Raw genomic sequence first — 21,159 nt, forward strand, 5'->3', positions numbered from 1 at the left:
AGGCGTGAGCGTCACGCACGGCCTGATTGCTCATGATAAGACCAGACAACCACGCGCGTGACGGCGCGCGGCGGAAGCGCCGTCGGCCGCTCAGTCCGCCAGGCGATCAGTTCCGGTCGAGCCAGCCGTGGAGCCGCTCGGCGTCGGTATCGCTGATCGCCACGATCCGGTAGCCGGCCCACACCTGGCCTGGACTAGCCGCGTGATCGTGCCACTGCTCCTGGATGCCCACCTCGATCAGCGCAGCGGAGCTTGGGTCCTGGCCCGGTTCGGGCAGCGGCAGCTTCACCTGGAACAGTGCTTCGCTGCGCGGCGCCTGCGTGCTGATCAGCAGCATGCCGTTGCTGGACAGATTGCCGACGTAGCCCATCATGCGGCCGCTGATGGCGTCGGTGACCTGCGCGGGAAAGGTCACTCGCTTGCGTTCGATGCGGCGCTTTTCGCCGTAGACTTCGCGGATATTCATGGACGGTCTGACTCCTGTCGTTGCGTTTGTCCCAAGATGGTGGACTGGCGCAGGCTGCCGGTGAGGCTGCGCCAGGCGCGGTCGAGCAGCCCTTCGCGCTGCGCCGGTACCTGGCTGACGCGGCCGGCCACGATTTCGTGTGCGAGCTGCGCAATATTCATTTCCTCGCCGCGCTGGCCGCGCTGCGTCACCAGCAGACAGCGGCCGGATATCGGCGAATGCCAGACCAGTTTGCGTCGCACCATGCGCCGGCTGACGGGATCGATAAATTCGAACCAGCTGCCAAAGGGCAGGTCGCGCAGATGCTGCTGCATGGCGAGCTCGCGCGGATCGATCGTGGCCTCCTGCGCGATCTCCGGAGCCGCTGATTCCTGGTTGGCGCTTTCGCCCAGCCGCTGGTGCTGCTTTAGCCGCAGCGCCAGATCGGTGGTGCTGGGCAAGTCGATATTGGCATCCGGATCGTCCAGCCCCAGCAGCCGTTGCGCGACCTGCACGGCTTCTTCGGCGTGCATGCCGATCTGCTGCAGGCCTACTTCCACGTCGACCTGCAGCTGTTCGACATCGCGTATCGGCAGGCGGCCCAGCAGCTGGTCGGTGATCGCCAGCTGTGCCTCGAACGCGCCGCTGTGTTCGCCGTGGCGCAGCAGGGTCAGCGCCAGCACGTCGGACCACGCGCGATCGAGCAGTGCACGCAGCAGACCGCGCGGCGGCGCCTGTGCAAAACGCTCGGCCATGTACTCGCTGGCCCGCTGGCGCGCCTGATCGAGCCGCTCGCGGCCCTTGGCCGCTTCCAGATGGCGACTCTCGGCGGTCTGCGCCTTGCGCGTCAGCAGCGATAGATGATGTTCGATATCGGCCAGCAGGCTGGTGTAGAGGCCTGCGGTCGGCGGCTCCTGATTGGCGCGCGCGACCAGCTGGTCGAGCTTGGCCGCCAGCGGACGGCCGCTTTCGTCGTCGCTGCCGTCGAGCCAGTCGTGCGCGGCAGCGGTGACGGTATCGAGCAGCTTGCGCGCAGGATGGTCGCGTTTTTCCAGAAACTCCGGTTCCGCCACCGCGATGCGTGTGACCGGCAGCTGCATGTTGCCGAGCAGGGCGTGCGCGTTCTCGCCGTTGCCGTGCAGCTGCTGGCCGAGCTGCTCGAACAGCATCGCAACCAGATCCACCGTGTCGCCCTGCTCAACGCTGAGCTGTGTCTGCGTTGCGCCGGCGGGCTTGCCGAGGTTGAGCTGGGTCAGCAGCTCTTCGCGTAGCCGCTGCGCGCTGCGCAATTCGCGGCTGGCCTGATCGGTGACCTTGACCAGGTGTTGCTGCAGCGCGCCGAGCGCGACCTGCAATTCATCCGCGCTGGCGGCGCGACCGGCGGGCTGATCGGGCGATGCGCTGCCGGTTGTGCGACGCTGGGTCAGCAGTTCGCGCAGCGATTCGAGCACCTCGATGGAGTCGCTGGGTGCCGCACCCGAAGCGCTGGCCTGACGGACTTTCTCCGTTGGCGCGGCGGCGGGTTCGGGCGCCACGGCGCCGGGTCGTGTGTTGACCTGGCGTGGCACCGGAATGCTGCGCAGCTCGGGCAGAATGCCGTCCTCCAGCAGCCTTGCGTTGACGGCGTCGTAGATCGGCGCCAGTGCCTGAATCAGCTGCTCCTCGACGCTCTGCATCAGCAGCAGGTGATGCTCCAGCGGCAGTTCGAGCACGAGGCTGGCGGTGTGGATGGCGCGCGTCAGTGCGTAGGGGCCGATGGGCAGCGAACGACCGTCCAGCGGCGGCGCGCCGATCAGCACCGCCAGCCGGTAGCCCAACTCGTAAAGCACGCTGTTGTGGCGCATTTCGCCGCGCGCGCCGAGCCGCTCGATCGACATCACCATTTCTTGCTCGGTCTGATCGAGCAGCTGCAGTGACAGCCGCGATCGCGGGCTGACCGGTAAGTCGGGTTTGAGCGAGGCCTTGTCGATCTCGTTGAAGGCCCCGGCCAGCTCATGCAAAAACCGCTCTTCGAACGCCACGCGGTCGTGCATCACGCGCAGGCGGCTGATCAGAAAATCCTGTTGCTGCTTGGGTAGCTTGGCGCTTTCGGCCTGCTTGAACAGCTTCTGCTCGAAATCACCCAGGCAATGATGCAGCGGTTCCTGCAGGCCTTCCACGCAGAGCGCGTAAGAAGAATCGAGCAGTCGCTGCGCGCGCGCAGGCCAGACTCCATCTTTCAGACGGAATGATTGATACGCCTCGAAACGACGACGTCGATTCTGCTCGACATCCATGATGCACTCGCCCTGTCCCCAATCGGTTGAGTTTATGCCGCTTGTCACGGACGCGCTACTCGATAATGGTGTAGGCGCGGGCAAAATCGAGGTGGAAGCGTCAATCCAGAAAACTGGCGATGACGTCGTTCAGAAAGCGCTGGCCGAGTGCGGTGGTCTGGAGTTTTTCCGGATCGTCGGTCAGCCAGCCGCGCTGGCGGGCGGCGGCCAGCGCGGGTTGAATCGTCTCCACGGGCAAGCCGGTACGCGAGGCGAAATCGGTCGCGGGCACGCCGTCGACCAGCCGCAGCGCATTGAGCATGTACTCGAACGGCAGCTCGGCGTCGTCGACCACGCTGTCGCCGCCGATGCGCTTCGCGCTGTCGCCGGCGTCCATATAGGCCTTGGGCAGGCGCGACTTCCAGCGACGGTGAACCGCGCCGCTGGCGGTGTCGCTGATCTTGCCGTGCGCGCCGGCACCGATGCCGAGGTAGTCGCCGAAGCGCCAATAATTGAGGTTGTGCGCGCAGCGCCGGCCGGCCTGGGCATACGCCGAAATTTCGTACTGACCGTAGCCGCCCGCAGCCAGCGCTTGCTCGCAGGCTTCCTGCATCGCCCAGGCGTGGTCGTCGTCGGGCAGCGGCGGCGGGTTGGCAGCGAAGGCTGTATTGGGTTCGAGCGTGAGCTGGTAGTGCGAGATATGCGTGGGCTGCAGCGCCACCGCGCGGGCGACATCGGCCAGCGCACCGTCGAGCTGCTGCTGGGGCAGGGCGTACATGAGGTCAAGATTGATGTTGCGGTAGCCGGCATCCTGCGCCGATTTCACCGCGGCTTCGGCCTCGGTCGCGGAGTGGATGCGACCCAGTCGCTTCAGCTTGTCGTCGTCGAAGCTCTGGATGCCAAACGAGATGCGGTTGACGCCGGCCGCCAGATAGCCGTCGAAACGGCCGTGTTCGACCGTGCCGGGATTGGTTTCCAGCGTGACTTCGACCTCGGCGTCGAACGGCAGGCGTGCACGCGCGCCGTCCAGAAACCGCTCGATCAGCGCCGGTGCAAACAGGCTTGGCGTGCCGCCGCCGAAGAACACGCTGACGATCGGGCGCTGTTCCAGCACCGCGCCGAAGTCGCGCCGGTCGGCGTCGAGATCGGCCAGCAGATGATCGATATAGGCCTCGTACGGCGGCGGCTCGCTGCGCAGCCCGTGCGAGTTGAAATCGCAGTACGGGCATTTTTTCACACACCAGGGCATGTGCACGTAGAGCGACAGCGGCGGTGCGATCAGCCTCGACATGGGTTCACCGTCATCGGATCAGCCAAGCTGCGCGCGGAGCCTGGACAGCGCCTGGCCGCGATGGCTGATGCGCGACTTCAGGGACGGATCGAGCTCGGCCGCACTGGCGCTCTGGCCGTCTGCGACAAACAGTGGGTCGTAGCCGAAACCTTGGACGCCGCGCGTTTCGCCGAGCACATGGCCATGCCAGCGACCTTCGGCGATCAGCGGCGCGGGGTCGTCCGCGTGCCGGATCAGCGCGAGCACGCAGATGAAGAAGGCGCCGCGCTGTTCCGGCGGCACGCCGTCCAGCTCGCGCAGCAGCTTGGCGTTGTTGGCCGCGTTATCGCCGTGCTTGCCGGCATAACGAGCGGAGTAAAGGCCCGGCGCGCCGCGCAGATGGTCGACGCACAGGCCGGAGTCATCCGCCAGCGCGGGCAGGCCGGTGGCGCGGGCGGCATGGCGTGCCTTCAGCAGCGCGTTTTCGACAAAGCTGAGGCCGGTCTCCTCGGCATCCTCCACGCCGAGACTGGCCTGCGTCACCACTTCAAAGCCGCTATCGGCCAGCAGCAGGTTGAACTCCGCGACCTTGCCGGGATTGCTGCTGGCCAGAACGATGCGCTGCATAACGGACTCAGCCGGCCGGCGTCAGCGCCGCGCGCTGTGCCAGCACCAGTTCGCCGATGCCTTTCTCAGCCAGCGCCAGCAGCGCGTTCATTTCGTCGCGGCGAAACGCGTGGCCTTCGGCGGTGCCCTGGACTTCGATGAATCCACCACCGTCGTTCATCACGACGTTCATATCGGTATCGCAGTTGGAGTCCTCGGCGTAATCCAGGTCCAGAACCGGCACGCCTTTGTAGATGCCGACCGAGATCGCCGCGACGGCGCCGACGATAGGGTTGCGCTTGAGGTTTTCGCGCTTCATCAGGTGATTGACCGCGTCGACCAGAGCGACGTAGGCACCGGTAATCGCGGCGGTGCGGGTGCCGCCGTCGGCCTGGATCACGTCGCAGTCGAGCGTGATGACGCGCTCGCCCAGCGCCTGCCGGTTGATGCAGGCGCGCAGGCTGCGGCCGATCAGCCGCTGGATCTCCATTGTGCGGCCGCCCTGGCCGCCGCGCGCGGCTTCGCGCTGCGTGCGGGTGTTGGTGGCGCGTGGCAGCATGCCGTACTCGGCGGTGACCCAGCCTTCGCCCTTGCCGCGCAGCCAGTTCGGCACGCGGTCCTCGATGCTGGCCGTGCACAGCACGCGGGTGTCGCCGAAGCTCACCAGCACCGAACCTTCGGCGTGGCGGGTGTAATGGCGTTCGATAGTGACGCTGCGCAGCTGGTCGCTGGCGCGGCCGCTGGGGCGGGTAACTGCATTCATGGAGGGCTTCGCTTCGGATCGCCGGGTTAAGCAGGGCGGGGCCGTAGAGTTTACCATTGCGTTCTCTCACGACGCCTGGATGTCACTCGAATGATTCGCAGCATGACGGCTTATGCCAGCGCTGAAACCACCGGCCCTGCAGGCACGCTCAGCTGCGAACTGCGCACGGTCAACCATCGCTATCTGGAACTGAGCCCGCGCCTGCCGGACGAACTGCGCGGCTTCGAGTCGCTGCTGCGCGAGCGCATTGCGGCCAAGTTGTCGCGCGGCAAGCTGGATATCACCGTGCGCCTGCGCGGCAACGATGCCCGCAGCGACAGCCTCAACATCAATGAAGCGCTGGTGTCCAAGCTAGCCGAACTGGCCTTGAGCATGCGCACGCGCTTTCCGCAGATGCGCGTCGAACTGACCGATTTGCTGCGCTTTCCCGGTGTGATGCAGCAGGCGGAGATCGATCCGGAAGCGCAGCAGGCCGCGCTGTTCGAGGTGCTCGATCGCGCACTCGACGCGCTCACGGCGACGCGCGAGCGCGAGGGCGAAAAGCTCGGCGAGATCCTGCGCGACAAGCTCGATGGGATCGAGCGCGTGGTCGCCGACGTACGCAGCTGGATGCCGGAAATCCGTGCGGCGTTGCGCACCCGCCTCGAAGGCCGGCTGGCCGACATCAAGCAGCCGATCGAGCCGGGCCGGCTTGAGCAGGAGCTGGTGATGCAGATCACCCGCACCGACGTGGACGAGGAGCTGGATCGTCTCAGCACGCATATCGGCGAAACCCGCCGCGTGCTGGGGCTGAAGGAGCCGGTCGGCCGCCGGCTGGATTTCCTGATGCAGGAGTTCAACCGCGAGGCGAACACGCTGGGCTCGAAATCGGTCGATACGCGCAGCACCAACGCGGCGGTCGAGCTGAAGGTGCTGATCGAGCAGATGCGCGAGCAGGTGCAGAACATCGAGTGACGCGTATCAACAACCGGATTTCCATAACCCGATCGGGTCGTCTTGATAATTCTCGCCAGTGAGGCCCGGTCGCCGAAATCTTGCAGTCAGAAGTTACTCGGACATCGATGGCGCGGACGGTGATTTCATCGCATGTTCAAACGCGCTGGCCGTCGTGATGAAGATCGTCCCCTCGTCGGCCGTCGTTCCAATGCCTTCGAAGTCGACCCTGAGATCCGCCATGGCCCAGCTGGCGCTGATGCCCTCGGCCGCTTTTCCCGTCCTGCCGTTCTGTCCGCGCGCCTTGGCCACCGAGGTAGGGGTGCCATACTTTTTTCTGAGCATGGCGTAGACGGCTTTCTGGCTGTCCAGTCCGCTGGTGCGCGCGACAACCCCCTGCACGGTGCCGTCCAGTATCACCAGCGCGAAGCTGCGCGCGTGGACGCCCGCCGCCAGCGCAGGTTCTTCGGCGCGGCTGAAGTGGACCGGCAGGGTTTTCGCGCGGCCATCCGCGCTTGTGTCGGCATGCGTCGGCGACTCCATGCAGGTGCTGTCGAGCGTCGGCGACCAGGACCTGCTGTCGAAGAGACCGTCTCGCGTGGTCGGGCAAGGGATCAGCGTCGGCGGCTGCCCCAACGCGAAACCCCAGACCTGAAGACTGGGTGCCGATCTGTGGCCCGTACTGCGGCTGAATTTGGCTGCCTGCGCGGTTGCGGATACGCTCGCGGCGCTCAGCGCGAGCATTAGAAAAAGCTTTGCCTTCATCTTGCTGCGTTTTTCCCTGTGGATAGCTGCAGCCTAACAAACATCCGGGCCGCCGAATTCAGTACGTTGGCCGAACGCCAAAAGACCAGCGGAAGCTTCCGATCCGACGTGGCGGCCGAGCGGCCTGCGTTCAGCCGCTATACTTCGCCGATGAAAGCTGCCCCTTCGATGCCAACCGACTGTCTTCGCGCCGCCACGGATCGTTCGGGTGACGAAACGCTGCGGCGTTTCACCCTCTCGGTACGGCATCGGACCTGATCGGCATGAGTGCACCTGCGTCTACCGTTTCCACCGTCGATCTCGAAGGCACGCTGTTCGTCGTGGCCGCGCCGTCCGGCGCGGGCAAGTCGAGTCTGGTCAATGCACTGCTCGAGCGCGAGCCGGCCATCTCGCTGTCGGTGTCGCACACCACGCGACCGCCGCGGCAGGGCGAGCAGTACGGTCGGCACTATTTTTTTGTGGAGCGCGCGGAATTCGAGCGTGAGATCGGGGCGGGGATTTTTCTCGAGCACGCCGAAGTCCACGGCAATCTCTACGGCACGTCGCGCACCACCGTGCAGTCGCTGCTGGGTCAAGGCCGGGATGTGCTGCTGGAGATCGACTGGCAGGGCGCCGAGCAGGTCCGTCGCAGCAAGCCCGACTGCGTCAGCATTTTCATCCTGCCGCCTTCGCGGGCCGAGCTGGAGCGCCGGCTGCGCGGGCGCGGGTCGGACAGCGCCGAAGTGATCGAGCGTCGGCTGCATAACTCGCGGGGCGAAATTGCCCACGCGCACGAATTCGACTACATCCTGATCAACGATGCTTTTGCCGATGCCTTGAACGATCTGCAGGCCATTGTGCGGGCGGTGCGTCAGCGCAGCGCGCTGCAGTGGCGGCGGCACGAGGCGCTGATCGCGGAGCTGCTGGCCGGAGGTTGAGCGATCTCAGGGCTGAGCGAGAGTTAAGCGGCGCGCGGGTATTCATGGTCTTCGTACGGTTCTTCGGCTACCTTGAACGTCTTCTTATCGCCGTTTCCTTCCCATGACCGATCCCGTACGCAACCCGCCTGACGAAAGCACCCTGGTGCGAGTTCGCGGCCTGACGACGGTACTCAATGGCAAGACCATTTTCGACAAGCTCGATCTGGACATTCCGCGCGGCAAGGTCACTGCCATCATGGGACCCAGCGGCACCGGCAAAACGACCCTGCTCAAGCACATCACCGGGCAGATGACGCCGGATGCCGGACAGATCCTGGTGGACGGCCAGGACGTGCCGAAACTGTCGCGTGAGGCGCTGTACAAGCTACGCGAGGGGATCGGCTACCTGTTTCAGAACTCGGCCCTGCTGACCGATTTCAGCGTGTTCGAGAACGTGGCCTTTCCGCTGCGCCAGCACACTCAGCTGCCGGAAGTGCTGATTCGCAACGTGGTGCTGCTGAAACTGCAGGCGGTCGGCCTGCGCGGTGCCGCACAGCTGATGCCGAACGAGCTTTCCGGCGGTATGGCGCGGCGGGTCGCGCTGGCGCGCGCGATCGTGTTCGATCCCATGCTCATTCTTTATGACGAACCGTTCGTGGGACTCGATCCCGTGGCGTTGAACCAAGTGCTGAAATTGATCCGTACGCTCAATGAAACGCTCGGCATCACCAGTGTGCTGGTGGCGCACGAAATCGAGGCGGTGAAGCGGGTGGCGGATCACGTGTTTCTGATCGCCAACGGCAAGGTCGTGGCGCAGGGCGATCCCAAGACCATCGCCAATGACGGCTCGGCGTGGACACGTCAGTTTTTCGGTGGCGACGAGGATGGTCCGGTGCCGTTTCAGTATCCGGCCGGCGACTACGCGCAGGCGCTGGGCTTTTCCGGAGCCGCCAAATGAGCACGCGTCCCGTACCGACCCGCAATGCGTTGACCGGCGCGCTGGCGCAGGTCGGCGGCTGCGGGCTGTTTCTGCTCACCCTGCTGGCGGCGATTCCGCGCAGCTTCCGCTACGTGCGCGAGACGCTGCGCCAGCTGTGGTTCGTCGGCGCTATGAGCTTGACCATCATCATGGTCTGCGGCCTGTTTGTGGGCATGGTCCTGATGCTGCAGCTCTACCACGTGCTGTCGATCTTCGGCGGCACCTCGGCCAGCGGCATGGTGGTGGCGCTGTCGGTGTATCGCGAGTTGGGGCCGGTGGTCACCGCGCTGCTGTTTGCCGGTCGAGCAGGGACGTCGATTACCGCCGAGATCGGCCTGATGCGCGCCACCGATCAGATCGACGCGATGGAGATGATGGCGGTCGATCCGATCGCCTACGTCGGCACGCCGCGCTTCTTGGCTGGGCTGATCGCGATGCCGCTGCTGTGCTGCGTGTTCTGCGCCATGTCGGTGCTCGGCGGCCATCTGGTCGGCGTCACCTGGCTGGGCATCGATAACGGTACGTTCTGGTCGAACATGACCGCGGTGGTGGATCTGCGCACGGACATCGTCAACGGCGTGCTGCTGAAAAGCCTGGCTTTCGGCGCCGTGGTGACGCTGATTGCGGTCTATCAGGGCTTCACCACGCCGCCGACCAGCGAAGGCGTGGCCTACGCCACGACGCGCACCGTGGTGGCCTCGTCGATCGCCATTCTGGCGCTGGACTTCGTCCTCACCGCATTCCTGATGTGATGGCCGCCATGCATCGTTCCGTTTTTTCTCAGCCCCTATTTTTCCATCGTCTATCGAGGATCGTGCCGTGAGCCAACCGAGAAATTCCTATGCCGTCGGCACCGGCCTGTTCATCGTGCTGGGTTTTGCCGCGCTGGTGTATCTGGCGACCCAGACCACCTCTGTCGCGAATACGCACCAGGGCGCCAGTTATATCGTCGACACTCATTTCGCCAACATCGGCCAGCTGAAAGAGCGCGCGCCGGTAAAGATCGCCGGCGTGCGCGTCGGCCAGGTGCAGTCGATCACCCTGGCGCCCGGCGCCGAGGTGGCCGACGTGAAGCTGGCCATCGACAAGAACTACGACAAGATTCCGCTCGATTCGGTCGCGACCATCTTTACCAGCGGCCTGCTGGGCGATCAGTACGTCGGCATCGTCTACGGCACGTCCAAGAAGACGGTGGCCGAAGGTGGCACCCTGGCCCTGACCAAGCCGGCCGAGCAGCTGGAGGACATGCTGGGCAAGTTCTTCGGTGCTGGCGGCATGGCCGACAACCTGGGCGGTACGTATACGGTCACGGCGACCTTCTCGAACGTCGGTACCCTGTCGGCCGGTGCGGCGGTGAAGATGGCCGGCGTGCCGATCGGCAGCGTGCAGTCGGTCGTGGCCGACCCGGTCAAGCTCGATGCCAAGGTGACCCTGGCGATCGACAATCGCTACAACCAGATTCCCGACGATTCCTCGGCGGCCGTGTTCACCAGCGGCTTGATCGGCTCGCAGTTCGTCGCCATCCAGCCGGGCGGTTCACCGGATGCACTCAAGAACGGTGATGAAATGGTGCTGACCCAGTCGGCCATGCAGCTGGAGGATTTAATCGGCAAATTCCTGGTCAATGGTTCCTCGTCCACCGACAAAAAAGACGCCGGCAACGGCAAACCCGGCGACAAGTCGTCGGATACACCTTCCCCCACTACCCCCGCCGGCAAGCAGTAATCCGGTCATTGTCCAAGGAGTTTTCCATGTTGCGCAGACTGGCTCTCGCCACCGCTATTGCTATGGGCACCCTCGTTGCCAGCCCGTCGTTTGCTCAGGATCCGGCGCCGGCCGCCGCGTCCGCCACGCAGACGCCCGAGCAGATCATTCAATCCATTGCCGACCAGCTGGCCACCGCCATCGACGGCCATCGCGACGAGTTGAAGCAGAATCAGGACAAGCTGATCAGCATCATCGATGAAGTGCTGCTGCCGCACTTCGACATCGACTACGCGTCGATCCTGGTGCTGGGACAGCACGCCCGCGAAGCGACGCCGGCCCAGCGCGAGCGTTTCGCCAAGGCGTTTTACAACTCGATCACCCATCGCTATGCCGAGGGTCTGCTCGACTACACGCGCGGACGCGTCAAGGTGCTGCCGTTCAGCGGCGACCTCAACGACAAGCGCACTGTAGTGCGCACCCAGGTGGTGATGGACGACGGTAAGCTGGTGTCGATCGACTACGCGTTCCGCAAGAGCCGTTCCGGCGACTGGAAGGCCTACGACGTGATCATCGAAGGCATCTCCTATGTCACCAACTACCGCAATCAGGTCGATGCGGAAATTCGCAAGAGCGGCATCGATGCGTTGATCACCAATCTTGAAACCAAGGGTGGTCAGGCGCTGGACTCGATGGCGAAGGACACCAAGGGCGGCCAGTGACCATCGTTGCCGACCGCGGTTTCGAGGTGACGACAAAGACGCCGGGTGTGCTCGGCGTCTCGGGTCTGCTCAACTTCAATACGGCGGCGGCAGCCACCGAAGCCATCGAGGCGGCGTTGGCGGATCGCTCCATCGCCCAGCTCGATCTGTCCGGTGTGTCGCATGCCGACAGCGCCGGCCTTTCCTGCCTGGTGACCGTGATGGCGAAGGCGGCAAGCAAGGGACGGCAGCTGAAAATCGTGCATATGCCCGGCGGGCTGCAGGCGCTGGCCAAGGTCTCCGAGGTTGATCACCTGATCGGTTAGTTCGGTAAGTTGCACGCACAAAAAAGGGGCTGTGGCCCCTTTTTTGTGCGTCGTATTCGGGTGTCGCCGACTTACTGGCTGCCCTTGTTGGTCTGCCCCGGATGGCTGTTTTCCCACTTGTGCTGCTGATCGAGCAATTCGTCTGGATCGAAATTCTTGTCATCCAGCCCCTGCATATGCTGGATCGCGCTGTCCGGCGGGTTACCGTCGTAGATGTCGTAAAGCCGCTGCTGGCGGTATGCATCGCGCAGAAACACGTACGGGTCGTAGGCCGAGTTGAGGAAGCTCTCCGCATCGATGGCACGGGCGCGCAGATTGACCAGATAGATCACCTGCGGCAGGTACTGCAAGCCGTGATAGTGATAATTCGACGAGAAGTAGCTCAGCGGATCAAGGAAGTAGCTGTCCACCGGGATGCGCCAGATGTCGCGGCCCGTGCTCGGACCGAACAACGGCAGCATCAGGTAATCGCCTTCCGGAAAGCCCCAGCGGGCCAGCGTGATGCCGAAGTCGCTGTTGTCCAGCGGAATGCCGAACTGGCTGGCCGGATCGAAGAAGCCGACGAAACCGATCGTCAGATTGACCACAAACCGCCCGGTGCTCTGCGCCGCCTGCTTGGGGCGCGCCTGCAGCAGGTCATTGACTACCGTGATCGGCATGCGGATATTGGTAAAGAAGTTCGTCACGCCCTTGCGCACGGGTGCGTTGGTTACCTTGCGATAGCCAATAGCCACGGGGCGGATGATCGCCTTGTCGAGCGAGTCATTGAATTTGTAGACCTTGCGGTTGTACTTCTCCAGCGGGTCATCGGTGCGCGGTGGGGCGATGGTGGCGCAGCCAGCCAGCATCACGATCGCAAGCAGCAACAGCCAGCGACTCAGGGAGAGGGATCGGGGCATGGAAGGCATCGTTGCAGAGGGTTCGCGGGGAGGGAGGCGGGATAATTGTACTGACTGGTTTTATATCTTGCACGACTTTCAGTGTGCTTTCAGCCTGATAAAGCTTATGTGCAGGCAGCCGGCCATCATACGCGCAGGCCGCATTGCCAGCAAAGCGCCCGCTGGCTACACTACTGGGCCGCATAAGTCATTTATTTTTTGAGGATTTCGCATGGCACGTATCACCGTTGAAGACTGCCTCGAGGTGGTCAACAACCGTTTCGAGCTGGTGCTTATGGCTACCAAGCGCGCGCGCCAGCTGGAAAAGGGCGCCGAGCCTGCGGTCAATCCCGAGCAGGACAAGCCGACCGTGCTGGCCCTGCGTGAGATCGCCGAACGCCGCATCGATCAGAACATGATCGACCAGATCGACACCGCCGAACGCGAGCGTGCCGAGCGCGAGGCGCTGGAATGGGCCGCCGCCGAAGTCGACGACGATCTTTCCAAGGGCGGCGACGATTGATGGACGCCGGCTGTCGACAGCGTTCTTGGCGCACCGTCTTTTCCGGTGGATCGAAACCTGCGCGTGCAGCCGTTCGTGTTTTGTCCATTAGCGTTTCTCGTGTTGCCGAGGTAGGCGCCTGAGACGGCGCCGACTCCCATGACAGCGGCCACGCATCCTGGTTCGGTCGACTTGTCGGTATTGCCTCCCTATGTGTTGGCATTGAAAGAGCGGGTCGCCTATCTGTCCGAAGCGCAGATCGCCAAGGTCATCCGGGCTTTTGAAGTGGGCGCCGACGCGCATGCCGGGCAGGAGCGCAAAAGCGGCGAGCCCTATATCACTCACCCGGTCGCGGTGGCCGGCATCCTGGCCGAACTGGGGCTCGATGCCGAAACCATTATTGCGGCCATCCTGCACGACACGCTGGAAGACACGACGCTGAGCCGCGAGGCCTTGGCCGGCGAATTCGGCGAGGTGGTGGCCGAGCTGGTCGATGGCGTGACCAAGCTGGACAAGATGCGGTTCGGTACGCGCCAGGAAGCCGATGCCGAAAGTTTTCGCAAGATGCTGTTGGCGATGGCGCGCGATCTGCGCGTGATCCTGATCAAGCTGGCAGATCGCCTGCACAATATGCGCACGCTGGGCGCCAAAGACCCTGCCTCGCGCCGCCGCATTGCCCGCGAAACGCTGGAAATCTACGCGCCCATCGCGCAGCGCCTGGGTATGAACAAGTTCAAGGCCGAGCTGCAGGATCTTGGCTTTCGCGCGCTGTACCCGGATCGGTACCGCGTCATCAGCGAGCGTATCCGCGCCGCCATCGGCAATCGCCGCGAGGCGATGGGCAAGATCGAAACGGCGCTGGCGAGCCGCCTGAGCGCCGAGCATATGCAGAGCGATGTGGTGGGGCGGATCAAGTCGCCGTGGAGCATCTATTCGAAGATGCACGAGGAGCACAAGAGCTTCGCCCAGCTGATGGACGTCTATGGTTTTCGCGTGATCGTCGACAGTGCGATGAGCTGCTACATGGCGCTCGGCGCGGTGCATGCCCTGTACAAACCGGTCGATCGGCGCTTCAAGGATTTCATCGCGATTCCCAAGGCCAACGGCTACCAGTCGCTGCATACCGTGCTGCTCGGCCCGTTCGGTGCGCCGATCGAGGTACAGATACGCACTGCTGAAATGAACTCGGTGGCCGAGCGCGGCGTGGCGGCCCATTGGGCCTACAAAACCGACAGCGGTCCGGCCAACAGCGCGCAGGCGCGTGCGCGCGAGTGGCTTTCGTCCTTGGCCGACAGTTCGGCCAACACGTCGTCCTCGGCGGAATTCATCGAGGCGGTGAAGATCGATCTGTTTCCGGACGAGGTTTATCTGTTCACCCCGCGCGGCGACATTCTCTCGCTGCCGCGCAACGCGACCGCGCTGGATTTCGCCTACGCCGTGCATACCGACGTCGGCGATCATGCGGTGGCCGCGCGCGTGGACAAGAAGCTGCTGCCGCTGCGCACGCGGTTGGCGTCGGGACAGCTGGTGGAAATCATCACGGCGCCTTCCGCGATGCCGAATCCGGCCTGGCTCGAATCCGTGGTGACCGGCAAAGCCCGCACGGCGATTCGGCAGTACCTGAAAAACCTGCAGCACGAAGACGCAGTGGACTTCGGCCATCGCATGCTCGATCGCGCGCTCGATGCGCAGGGCAGCAGCCTGGATGGCGTGCCGACGGCGGTGCTGGAACGATTTCTCGAGGCCTCGAAGTTCAGCCGTCTGGAGGAGCTGTTGTCCGACATCGCGCTGGGCAATCGTATGCCCGACGTGGTCGCCACCCAACTGCTGGCCTCGCGCGGCAAGCGCCTCGACGGCACGCCGCACACGTCGCAGAATGCGCACGAAAAAATTCGCATTACCGGCGCCGAGCGCGGCGTACTGAGTTTCGCCAACTGCTGCCATCCGCTGCCCGGCGATGACATCGTGGGTTATCTGTCCTCGGGCAAGGGCATCGTCGTGCACCGTGAGGAATGCCCGAACGTGATCGAGCTGCGCAAGTCGCCGGAGCGCTGCGTGCCGATCGAATGGGACCGCGATGTGCAGGGCGATTTTCGCGCGCAGTTGCGTATCGAAGTCATCAACCGTCCCGGCGTGCTGGCCACGGTGGCGGCCGCCATCGCAGCGGCGGATTCGAATATCGACAACGTCGAATACGTCGAGCGCGACGCCGCTGCCGCGACGCTGTTGTTTTCGATGGAAGTGAAGAGCCGCAAGCATCTGGCGGAGGTGATTCGTCGCGTGCGGCGCACCGGCGTGATCAGCGGTGCACATCGCTATCCGTTGTAAGGCGCAAGCGTTCTTTTTATGACGATTCCCTGAGGCGGCTTGCCAAACGTGCGCGGCGTCTTATGCTCGTCCCGTTTCCCGCCAGACCACCTCGGGTGGTTCCCCGCTCCCCGTTTCCAAGGAAAATCATGTCCCGCATCATCATCGCTACCGAGCTGGCGCCCGCCGCTATCGGCCCGTATTCGCAGGCCGTGCGCGCCGGCAACACTGTGTATTTTTCCGGCCAGATTCCGCTTGATCCGGCCACCGGCGCGTTGGTCGAAGGCGATATCGCCGAGCAGACTCGGCGAGTGTTCGACAATTTGACCGCGGTTGCGCAAGCGGCGGGTGGCTCGTTGGCGCAGATCGTTCGCGTCGGTATCTACGTCACCGATCTGGCCAACTTCGCTACCGTCAATGCGGTGATGGCCGAATACTTTCAGTCGCCGTATCCCGCACGATCGACCATCGAGGTTTCCGCCTTGCCGAAGGCGGCGCAGGTCGAAGTGGATGCGGTGATGGTGCTGGACTGATCTTCGTGCGCGGCGCGTGCCGACAGGGCGCGTCGGCCTAGCCCGCAACGTCAGGCTTACAGCAACTGGCGTGGCTCGGTTAGGCTTGGCGACCATGAGCGCGCGCACCCCTCGACCTTCACCAACGGCCAATGCTGACCCGGGTCTTGCGCCGGTAAGCACGCTGAGCGGCGTCGGCCCCGCGCTGATCGTGACGCTGGCGAAGCTGGGTTTGGAGCGCCTGCAGGATCTCTGGTTTCATCTACCGCTGCGCTACGAGGACAAGACGCGCGTCACGGCCATCGCCGATCTGCGTGTGGGCGAGCGCGCGCAGGTCGAGGGGGTGATCGAGGCGGTGGAGCGAGGCTTTCGCTTTCGCCCGCAGCTGAAAGTCGCCATCGGCGATGTCAGCGGCCAGACCCTGACGCTGCGTTTTTTTCATTTCAACCGCGCGCAGGCCGAGCAGCTGAAAGTCGGCGCGCGCGTGCTTTGCTTCGGCGAGGTTCGTCACGCGGCGCAGGGTCTGGAGATGGTGCATCCGACCTATCAGCGCCTGAGCGGCGATGAGCTGGCTGCGGTCGACGAATTGCTGAGTCCCGTGTATCCCACCACCGAAGGCCTCGGTACGAAGCGGCTCGCCGGTGTGATCGCCAAATCGTTGGCGCTGCTGCCGCCCGCCGCGCAGTTGGAACTGATTTCGCCGGAACTCTGCGCCGAGCACGGGCTCACGTCACTGCGCGATGCACTGCTTTACGTACACCGGCCGCCGCCGGACGCGAACCTGGCCCAGCTGACGCTCGGCCGTCATCCCGCGCAGCAGCGGCTGGCCTTCGAGGAATTGCTGACCCAGCACTTGAGCCTCAAGCGCATGCGCGCCGCCGTACGCCGTCGCCGCGCGCCCGCGCTTGGCGGCGACGGAAACTTGCGCGCGCAGTTGCTGGAGGAGCTGCCGTTTGCGCTGACAAGCGCACAACAGCGCGTGACGGCCGAAGTGGTGCGCGATCTCACGCAGCGCAAGCCGATGCTGCGGCTGGTGCAAGGCGATGTGGGCAGCGGCAAGACCGTCGTGGCTGCGCTGGCCGCATTGACAGCGATCGAGGCGGGCCAGCAGGTGGCGCTGATGGCGCCGACCGAATTGCTGGCCGAGCAGCATCTACGCAATTTTCGGCACTGGCTGCAGCCGCTGGGTATCGCCGTGGAATGGCTGGTCGGCAAACAGCAGGGCAAGGCGCGGCAGCAGGCGATGCAGCGCATTGCCGACGGTGCCTCGATGGCGATCGGCACCCATGCGCTGATGCAGGAAGGCGTGACGTTTTCTCGGCTCGGCCTGGTCATCGTCGACGAGCAGCATCGCTTCGGCGTGCAGCAGCGTCTCGCGCTGCGCGACAAGGGGGCCGATCACGTCAGCGGTCTGGTGCCGCATCAGCTGGTGCTTACCGCTACGCCGATTCCGCGCACGCTGGCGATGAGCGCTTATGCCGATCTGGACGTATCGTCGATCGACGAACTGCCGCCGGGCCGCACGCCGGTGCAGACCATCGCGATCTCCAGTGCGCGGCGCTTCGACGTGATCGAGCGCATCCACGCGGCATGCGGCGAGGGCCGGCAGGTCTATTGGGTGTGCACGCTGATCGAGGAATCCGAGCAGCTGCGTGCGCAGGCGGCGGAGGTGGCGCATGCGGAGCTGTCGTCGGCGCTGACCGGTTTCAATGTGGGCCTTATCCACGGCCGGATGAAGCCGAAGGAAAAACAGGCGGCGATGGATGCGTTCAAGGCCGGCGAACTGTCCGTACTGGTGGCGACTACCGTGATTGAAGTGGGCGTCGACGTGCCCAACGCCAGCCTGATGGTGATCGAGAACAGCGAGCGGCTGGGCCTGGCGCAGCTGCATCAGCTGCGCGGTCGGGTAGGGCGCGGCGCGGTGGCGTCCAACTGTGTGCTGCTGTACCAGCCTCCGCTCGGCCAGCTGGCGCGCGAGCGGCTGCAGGTGATGCGTGAAACCAACGACGGGTTTCGTATTGCCGAAAAGGATCTGGAGCTGCGTGGCCCTGGCGAAGTGCTCGGCACGCGTCAGACCGGGCAGCTCAGCTTCCGCATTGCCGATCTGGCTCGAGACGCGCACCTGCTGCCGGCCGTGCAGCAGGTCGGCGAGCGCATGCTGGCCGAGCACCCGGTGCAGACTGAGCAATTGATTGAACGGTGGATCGGCGGCGCCGCACGGTACGTGCATGCTTGAGGTCAGGGAGCGGGGAGGAGGGAAGATGAAAAGCGTCGGCTCTTGTTCCCTGTTCCCCGTTCCCCGCTCCAATTAAGCTATTCGGCCCCTTCCTGACTTTGCCTATCCGATGACCCGACCTCAGCTCCTTATCGATACCGACCCCGGCGTAGACGATGCGCTCGCCATTTTGATGGCGCACGCGCATGCCGACGTCGCGGGCCTGAGCATCGCGGCGGGCAACGTCGGTCTGGGCCATACGGTGCGCAACGCGCGCACGCTGGTCGATTTGCTGGGTGTCGCGACACCGATCTTTGCCGGCTGTGCCACGCCGCTGGTGCGCGCGCCGGATGAAGATGCCGCCTTCGTGCACGGTCAGGACGGCTTTGGCGACGTGGGATTCCCGGCGCCGCGCGCGGCGCTGACGGACGAAGCGGCCGCGCTGGCGCTGCTGCGGCTGACCCACGAGCGCCCCGGCCAGCTGACCCTGGTCGCACTGGCGCCGCTGACCAATCTTGCGCTGGCCCTGCGCATCGATCCCTGCCTGCCCGAGCGCGTGGCGCGGCTGGTGATCATGGGCGGTGCGGTTACGGGCCATGGCAATACCGGCAACGTGCCGGCCGAGTTCAATATCGGCTTCGACCCGGAGGCTGCGCACGTGGTGTTCGAGGCGTTTCCGCAGTTCGAGCTGGTGGACTGGGAGGCCACGTTGCGGCATGCGTTCGACGATGCCGAGTTCGAGGGCTGGCTCAAGCAGGGCGACGAGCGCGCCGGGTTTTACGACAGCATCGCCGGCACCGCGCGTGCCTACAACGCGCAACATGGGCGACGCGGGGTGATTGCCGCCGACGCGCTGGCGATGGCCGTAGCGATCGATCCATCCATCGTCACGCGCAGCGAAAAGCGCGCCGTAGCGGTCGAACTCGACGGTCGGTTGACCCGCGGCGCCACCGTCGTCGATTGGGCCAAGCGCCTGGGCCGGCCGGCCAACGCCGATATCGTGCTGGAGGTCGATCAGGCGCGTTTTGCCGCCATGGTTCGCCGCGCGCTGGGTGCGCAAGACTGAGTCGAGTCCGCGAGGGTTGCGGTGGCCGGCAAACGGCGGTTACAATGCCGCTCTTATTTCCATCGCTTTCGAGTCTGTCATGAAGCCTGATATCCATCCGAACAACAAAGCGGTCGTTTTCCAGGACCTGTCGTCCGACTTCGCGTTTCTGACCAAGTCGACCATGTCCAGCAAGGAAACCATCAAGTGGGAAGACGGTAACGAGTACCCGCTGATCAAGGTGGATATCTCCAGCCATTCGCATCCGTTCTACACCGGCAAGCAGAAGACGCTCGACGTCGGCGGCCGTGTGGACAAGTTCCGTCGCCGCTATGCAGGCGCGACCAAAGAATAATTCGCGGTCGGGCCACTCCACTGATGGCCTTGCAGAGTCGAATCGAGATACGGGGTGAGCGCCAGCTTGCCCCGTATTTTTTTGTGCCGATGGCTTGTCCATTCGCGATCGAATGTTCACAAGGCCTTATGCGATAATTCATGGCGAACAGCGCTTCGGTGCTCGCTTTGCCGCATGCACGTCCCCGTATGCAACGACCAAGCATTCCCCTCGCCGACCGGCAGCGCCCGCACGGGTGAACCCGGTGGTGATCCACATGTAAGGAGATTCCCGTGTCCGATACCAAGATCGTCAAGCTGGTCGATGAGTCCACCCAGCGCAGTAGTGAGCTGCCATTGATCAGCGGTACGCTGGGGCCTGCGTGTATCGATATCGGCACGCTGTACAAAGACACCGGTCACTTCACTTACGACCCGGGCTACGGCAGCACCGCCAGCACCAAGAGCGCCATTACCTATATCGACGGCGACGAAGGCGTGCTGCTTTATCGCGGCTACCCGATCGAGCAGCTGGCGGAAAAATCCAGCTTCCTCGAAGTGTCGTACCTGCTGCTCAACGGCGAGCTGCCGACCAAGCCGCAGTTCGACGCTTTTGACCACGAGATCACGCATCACACGATGATGCACGAGTCGCAGAAGAACTTCTTTCAGGGTTTCCATCACGACGCCCACCCGATGGCGATGCTGGCCGCTTCGGTGGCGTCGCTTTCCGCGTTCTACCACGACGATCTGAACGTCGACGATCCGGCCGACCGCCAGCTGGCGGCCATCCGCCTGATCGCCAAAATGCCGACCATCGCGGCGTCGTGCTACCGCTATTCGATCGGCTGGCCGGCGCGCTATCCGCGCAACAACCTCGCCTACGTCGACCGCTTCCTGCACATGATGTTCGAAGTCCCGAGCGAGCCGCTGGAGATGAGCCCGGTGGCGGCCAAGGCGCTGGACCTGCTGTTTATCCTGCATGCCGATCACGAGCAGAATGCCTCGACGTCGACGGTACGTCTGGTTGGCTCCACCGGCGCGAATCCTTATGCGTCGATCGCCGCGGGTATCACGGCGCTTTGGGGCCCGGCACACGGCGGCGCCAACGAGGCGGTGCTCAAGCAGCTGAAGGAAATCGGCACGCCGGATCAGGTCGAAAAGGCCGTGCTGCGCGCGAAGGACAAGAACGACAGCTTCCGCCTGATGGGCTTTGGCCACCGCGTCTACAAGAACTTCGATCCGCGCGCCAAGATCATCCGCGAGATGTGCCACAAGGTGTTGGAAGAACTCGGCGTCAACGACCCGCTGCTCGACGTGGCCATGAAGCTGGAAGAGGCGGCGCTAAAGGACGATTACTTCGTCGAGCGCAAGCTTTACCCAAATGTCGATTTCTACTCCGGCATCATCTACAAGGCGCTGGGCATTCCGACCGAGATGTTCACCGTGATGTTCGCCATTGCGCGCACCTCGGGCTGGATCGCGCACTGGATCGAGCAGCATGAAACGCCGGGATCGCGCATCGGCCGCCCGCGCCAGATCTACACCGGCGCGGATGTCCGCGACTACGTGCCGGAAGCGAAGCGCTAAGCGCTTTACTTCGTTGAAAAAAAGCCCGGGTTCGCCCGTAATGCTGTTCACTTAAGCATTGCATCGTAGCCAAGGCGTCCCAAGAATCCGGCCTTCACCTGTTGAAGGCCGGATTTTTTTGTGTCCCTGCA

General features: G+C 64.1%; 21 protein-coding genes. 14 read left to right on the forward strand and 7 right to left on the reverse strand.

Annotation, left to right across the window (positions count from 1 at the left end; genetic code table 11):
- Nucleotides 1-106 precede the first annotated feature (106 nt).
- From HDE78_RS19425 to rph, 5 genes are all read right to left on the reverse strand, one after another.
- Entirely contained in the window at nt 107-466 is a 360-nt protein-coding gene (locus tag HDE78_RS19425; RefSeq protein WP_179482601.1) for a PilZ domain-containing protein, read from the reverse strand.
- Nucleotides 463-2,721 carry a DUF1631 family protein gene (locus tag HDE78_RS19430; protein WP_179482603.1) on the reverse strand — a complete coding sequence of 753 codons (2,259 nt, stop codon included), beginning with the start codon at nt 2,719-2,721 and terminating at the stop codon, nt 463-465. Before HDE78_RS19430 ends, HDE78_RS19425 begins: the two co-directional genes overlap by 4 nt.
- Nucleotides 2,722-2,821: 100 nt before the next feature.
- Nucleotides 2,822-3,991: a radical SAM family heme chaperone HemW gene (gene hemW / locus HDE78_RS19435; protein WP_179482605.1), complete on the reverse strand. Its 1,170-nt coding sequence runs from the start codon at nt 3,989-3,991 to the stop codon at nt 2,822-2,824.
- 18 nt (nt 3,992-4,009) lie between these two features.
- Nucleotides 4,010-4,597, reverse strand: a complete 588-nt coding sequence (rdgB, locus tag HDE78_RS19440; protein WP_179482607.1) for an RdgB/HAM1 family non-canonical purine NTP pyrophosphatase — start codon at nt 4,595-4,597, stop codon at nt 4,010-4,012.
- Between the two features lie 7 nt (nt 4,598-4,604).
- Nucleotides 4,605-5,339: a ribonuclease PH gene (gene rph, locus HDE78_RS19445; protein ID WP_179482609.1), complete on the reverse strand. Its 735-nt coding sequence runs from the start codon at nt 5,337-5,339 to the stop codon at nt 4,605-4,607.
- Nucleotides 5,340-5,429: 90 nt separating this feature from the next.
- On the opposite strand from rph, the gene HDE78_RS19450 reads away from it, so the two are divergent.
- Nucleotides 5,430-6,293, forward strand: coding sequence for a YicC/YloC family endoribonuclease (locus tag HDE78_RS19450; protein WP_179482611.1), 864 nt, complete (start codon nt 5,430-5,432; stop codon nt 6,291-6,293).
- A gap of 93 nt (nt 6,294-6,386) precedes the next feature.
- On the opposite strand, the gene HDE78_RS19455 is transcribed toward HDE78_RS19450, so the two are convergent.
- Entirely contained in the window at nt 6,387-7,016 is a 630-nt protein-coding gene (locus HDE78_RS19455; RefSeq protein WP_179482613.1) for a hypothetical protein, read from the reverse strand.
- Nucleotides 7,017-7,300: 284 nt separating this feature from the next.
- On the opposite strand from HDE78_RS19455, the gene gmk reads away from it, so the two are divergent.
- From gmk to HDE78_RS19485, 6 genes are all read left to right on the forward strand, one after another.
- Nucleotides 7,301-7,954 carry a guanylate kinase gene (gmk, locus tag HDE78_RS19460; RefSeq protein ID WP_179482615.1) on the forward strand — a complete coding sequence of 218 codons (654 nt, stop codon included), beginning with the start codon at nt 7,301-7,303 and terminating at the stop codon, nt 7,952-7,954.
- Between the two features lie 103 nt (nt 7,955-8,057).
- A complete protein-coding gene (locus HDE78_RS19465; protein WP_179482617.1) occupies nt 8,058-8,894 on the forward strand; it encodes an ATP-binding cassette domain-containing protein in 837 nt (278 codons plus the stop codon).
- Nucleotides 8,891-9,667 carry a lipid asymmetry maintenance ABC transporter permease subunit MlaE gene (mlaE, locus tag HDE78_RS19470; RefSeq protein WP_179482619.1) on the forward strand — a complete coding sequence of 259 codons (777 nt, stop codon included), beginning with the start codon at nt 8,891-8,893 and terminating at the stop codon, nt 9,665-9,667. Before HDE78_RS19465 ends, mlaE begins: the two co-directional genes overlap by 4 nt.
- Before the next feature lie 67 nt (nt 9,668-9,734).
- Nucleotides 9,735-10,640 (forward strand): outer membrane lipid asymmetry maintenance protein MlaD, encoded by a 906-nt coding sequence (gene mlaD, locus HDE78_RS19475; RefSeq protein ID WP_179482621.1) that lies wholly within the window; start codon nt 9,735-9,737, stop codon nt 10,638-10,640.
- 26 nt (nt 10,641-10,666) lie between these two features.
- Nucleotides 10,667-11,341, forward strand: coding sequence for an ABC transporter substrate-binding protein (locus HDE78_RS19480; protein WP_179482623.1), 675 nt, complete (start codon nt 10,667-10,669; stop codon nt 11,339-11,341).
- Nucleotides 11,338-11,646, forward strand: coding sequence for an STAS domain-containing protein (locus HDE78_RS19485; RefSeq protein WP_343205715.1), 309 nt, complete (start codon nt 11,338-11,340; stop codon nt 11,644-11,646). Before HDE78_RS19480 ends, HDE78_RS19485 begins: the two co-directional genes overlap by 4 nt.
- 71 nt (nt 11,647-11,717) lie before the next feature.
- Here HDE78_RS19485 and HDE78_RS19490 read toward each other — a convergent pair whose 3' ends face one another.
- Nucleotides 11,718-12,554, reverse strand: coding sequence for a VacJ family lipoprotein (locus tag HDE78_RS19490; protein ID WP_179482625.1), 837 nt, complete (start codon nt 12,552-12,554; stop codon nt 11,718-11,720).
- Nucleotides 12,555-12,756: 202 nt separating this feature from the next.
- On the opposite strand from HDE78_RS19490, the gene rpoZ reads away from it, so the two are divergent.
- The 7 genes from rpoZ (at nt 12,757) to HDE78_RS19525 (ending at nt 21,028) form a co-directional block, all read left to right on the forward strand.
- Nucleotides 12,757-13,047 (forward strand): DNA-directed RNA polymerase subunit omega, encoded by a 291-nt coding sequence (gene rpoZ / locus HDE78_RS19495; RefSeq protein ID WP_179482627.1) that lies wholly within the window; start codon nt 12,757-12,759, stop codon nt 13,045-13,047.
- A gap of 138 nt (nt 13,048-13,185) precedes the next feature.
- Entirely contained in the window at nt 13,186-15,354 is a 2,169-nt protein-coding gene (locus HDE78_RS19500; RefSeq protein ID WP_179482629.1) for a bifunctional (p)ppGpp synthetase/guanosine-3',5'-bis(diphosphate) 3'-pyrophosphohydrolase, read from the forward strand.
- Nucleotides 15,355-15,482: 128 nt separating this feature from the next.
- Nucleotides 15,483-15,866 carry a RidA family protein gene (locus tag HDE78_RS19505; protein WP_179482631.1) on the forward strand — a complete coding sequence of 128 codons (384 nt, stop codon included), beginning with the start codon at nt 15,483-15,485 and terminating at the stop codon, nt 15,864-15,866.
- Nucleotides 15,867-15,960: 94 nt separating this feature from the next.
- Complete coding sequence (gene recG / locus HDE78_RS19510; RefSeq protein ID WP_179482633.1) at nt 15,961-18,081, forward strand: ATP-dependent DNA helicase RecG; 2,121 nt, start codon at nt 15,961-15,963, stop codon at nt 18,079-18,081.
- Nucleotides 18,082-18,190: 109 nt separating this feature from the next.
- Nucleotides 18,191-19,126 (forward strand): nucleoside hydrolase, encoded by a 936-nt coding sequence (locus HDE78_RS19515; protein WP_179482635.1) that lies wholly within the window; start codon nt 18,191-18,193, stop codon nt 19,124-19,126.
- Between the two features lie 79 nt (nt 19,127-19,205).
- Nucleotides 19,206-19,460, forward strand: a complete 255-nt coding sequence (locus HDE78_RS19520; RefSeq protein ID WP_179482637.1) for a type B 50S ribosomal protein L31 — start codon at nt 19,206-19,208, stop codon at nt 19,458-19,460.
- Nucleotides 19,461-19,732: 272 nt separating this feature from the next.
- The gene (locus tag HDE78_RS19525) at nt 19,733-21,028 is read left to right on the forward strand and encodes a citrate synthase (RefSeq protein ID WP_179482639.1); all 1,296 of its coding nucleotides are present in this window, start codon (nt 19,733-19,735) and stop codon (nt 21,026-21,028) included.
- Nucleotides 21,029-21,159 lie beyond the last annotated feature (131 nt).

Origin of the sequence: Rhodanobacter sp. K2T2, from assembly GCF_013408815.1 — a bacterium.
Lineage (GTDB): Bacteria > Pseudomonadota > Gammaproteobacteria > Xanthomonadales > Rhodanobacteraceae > Rhodanobacter.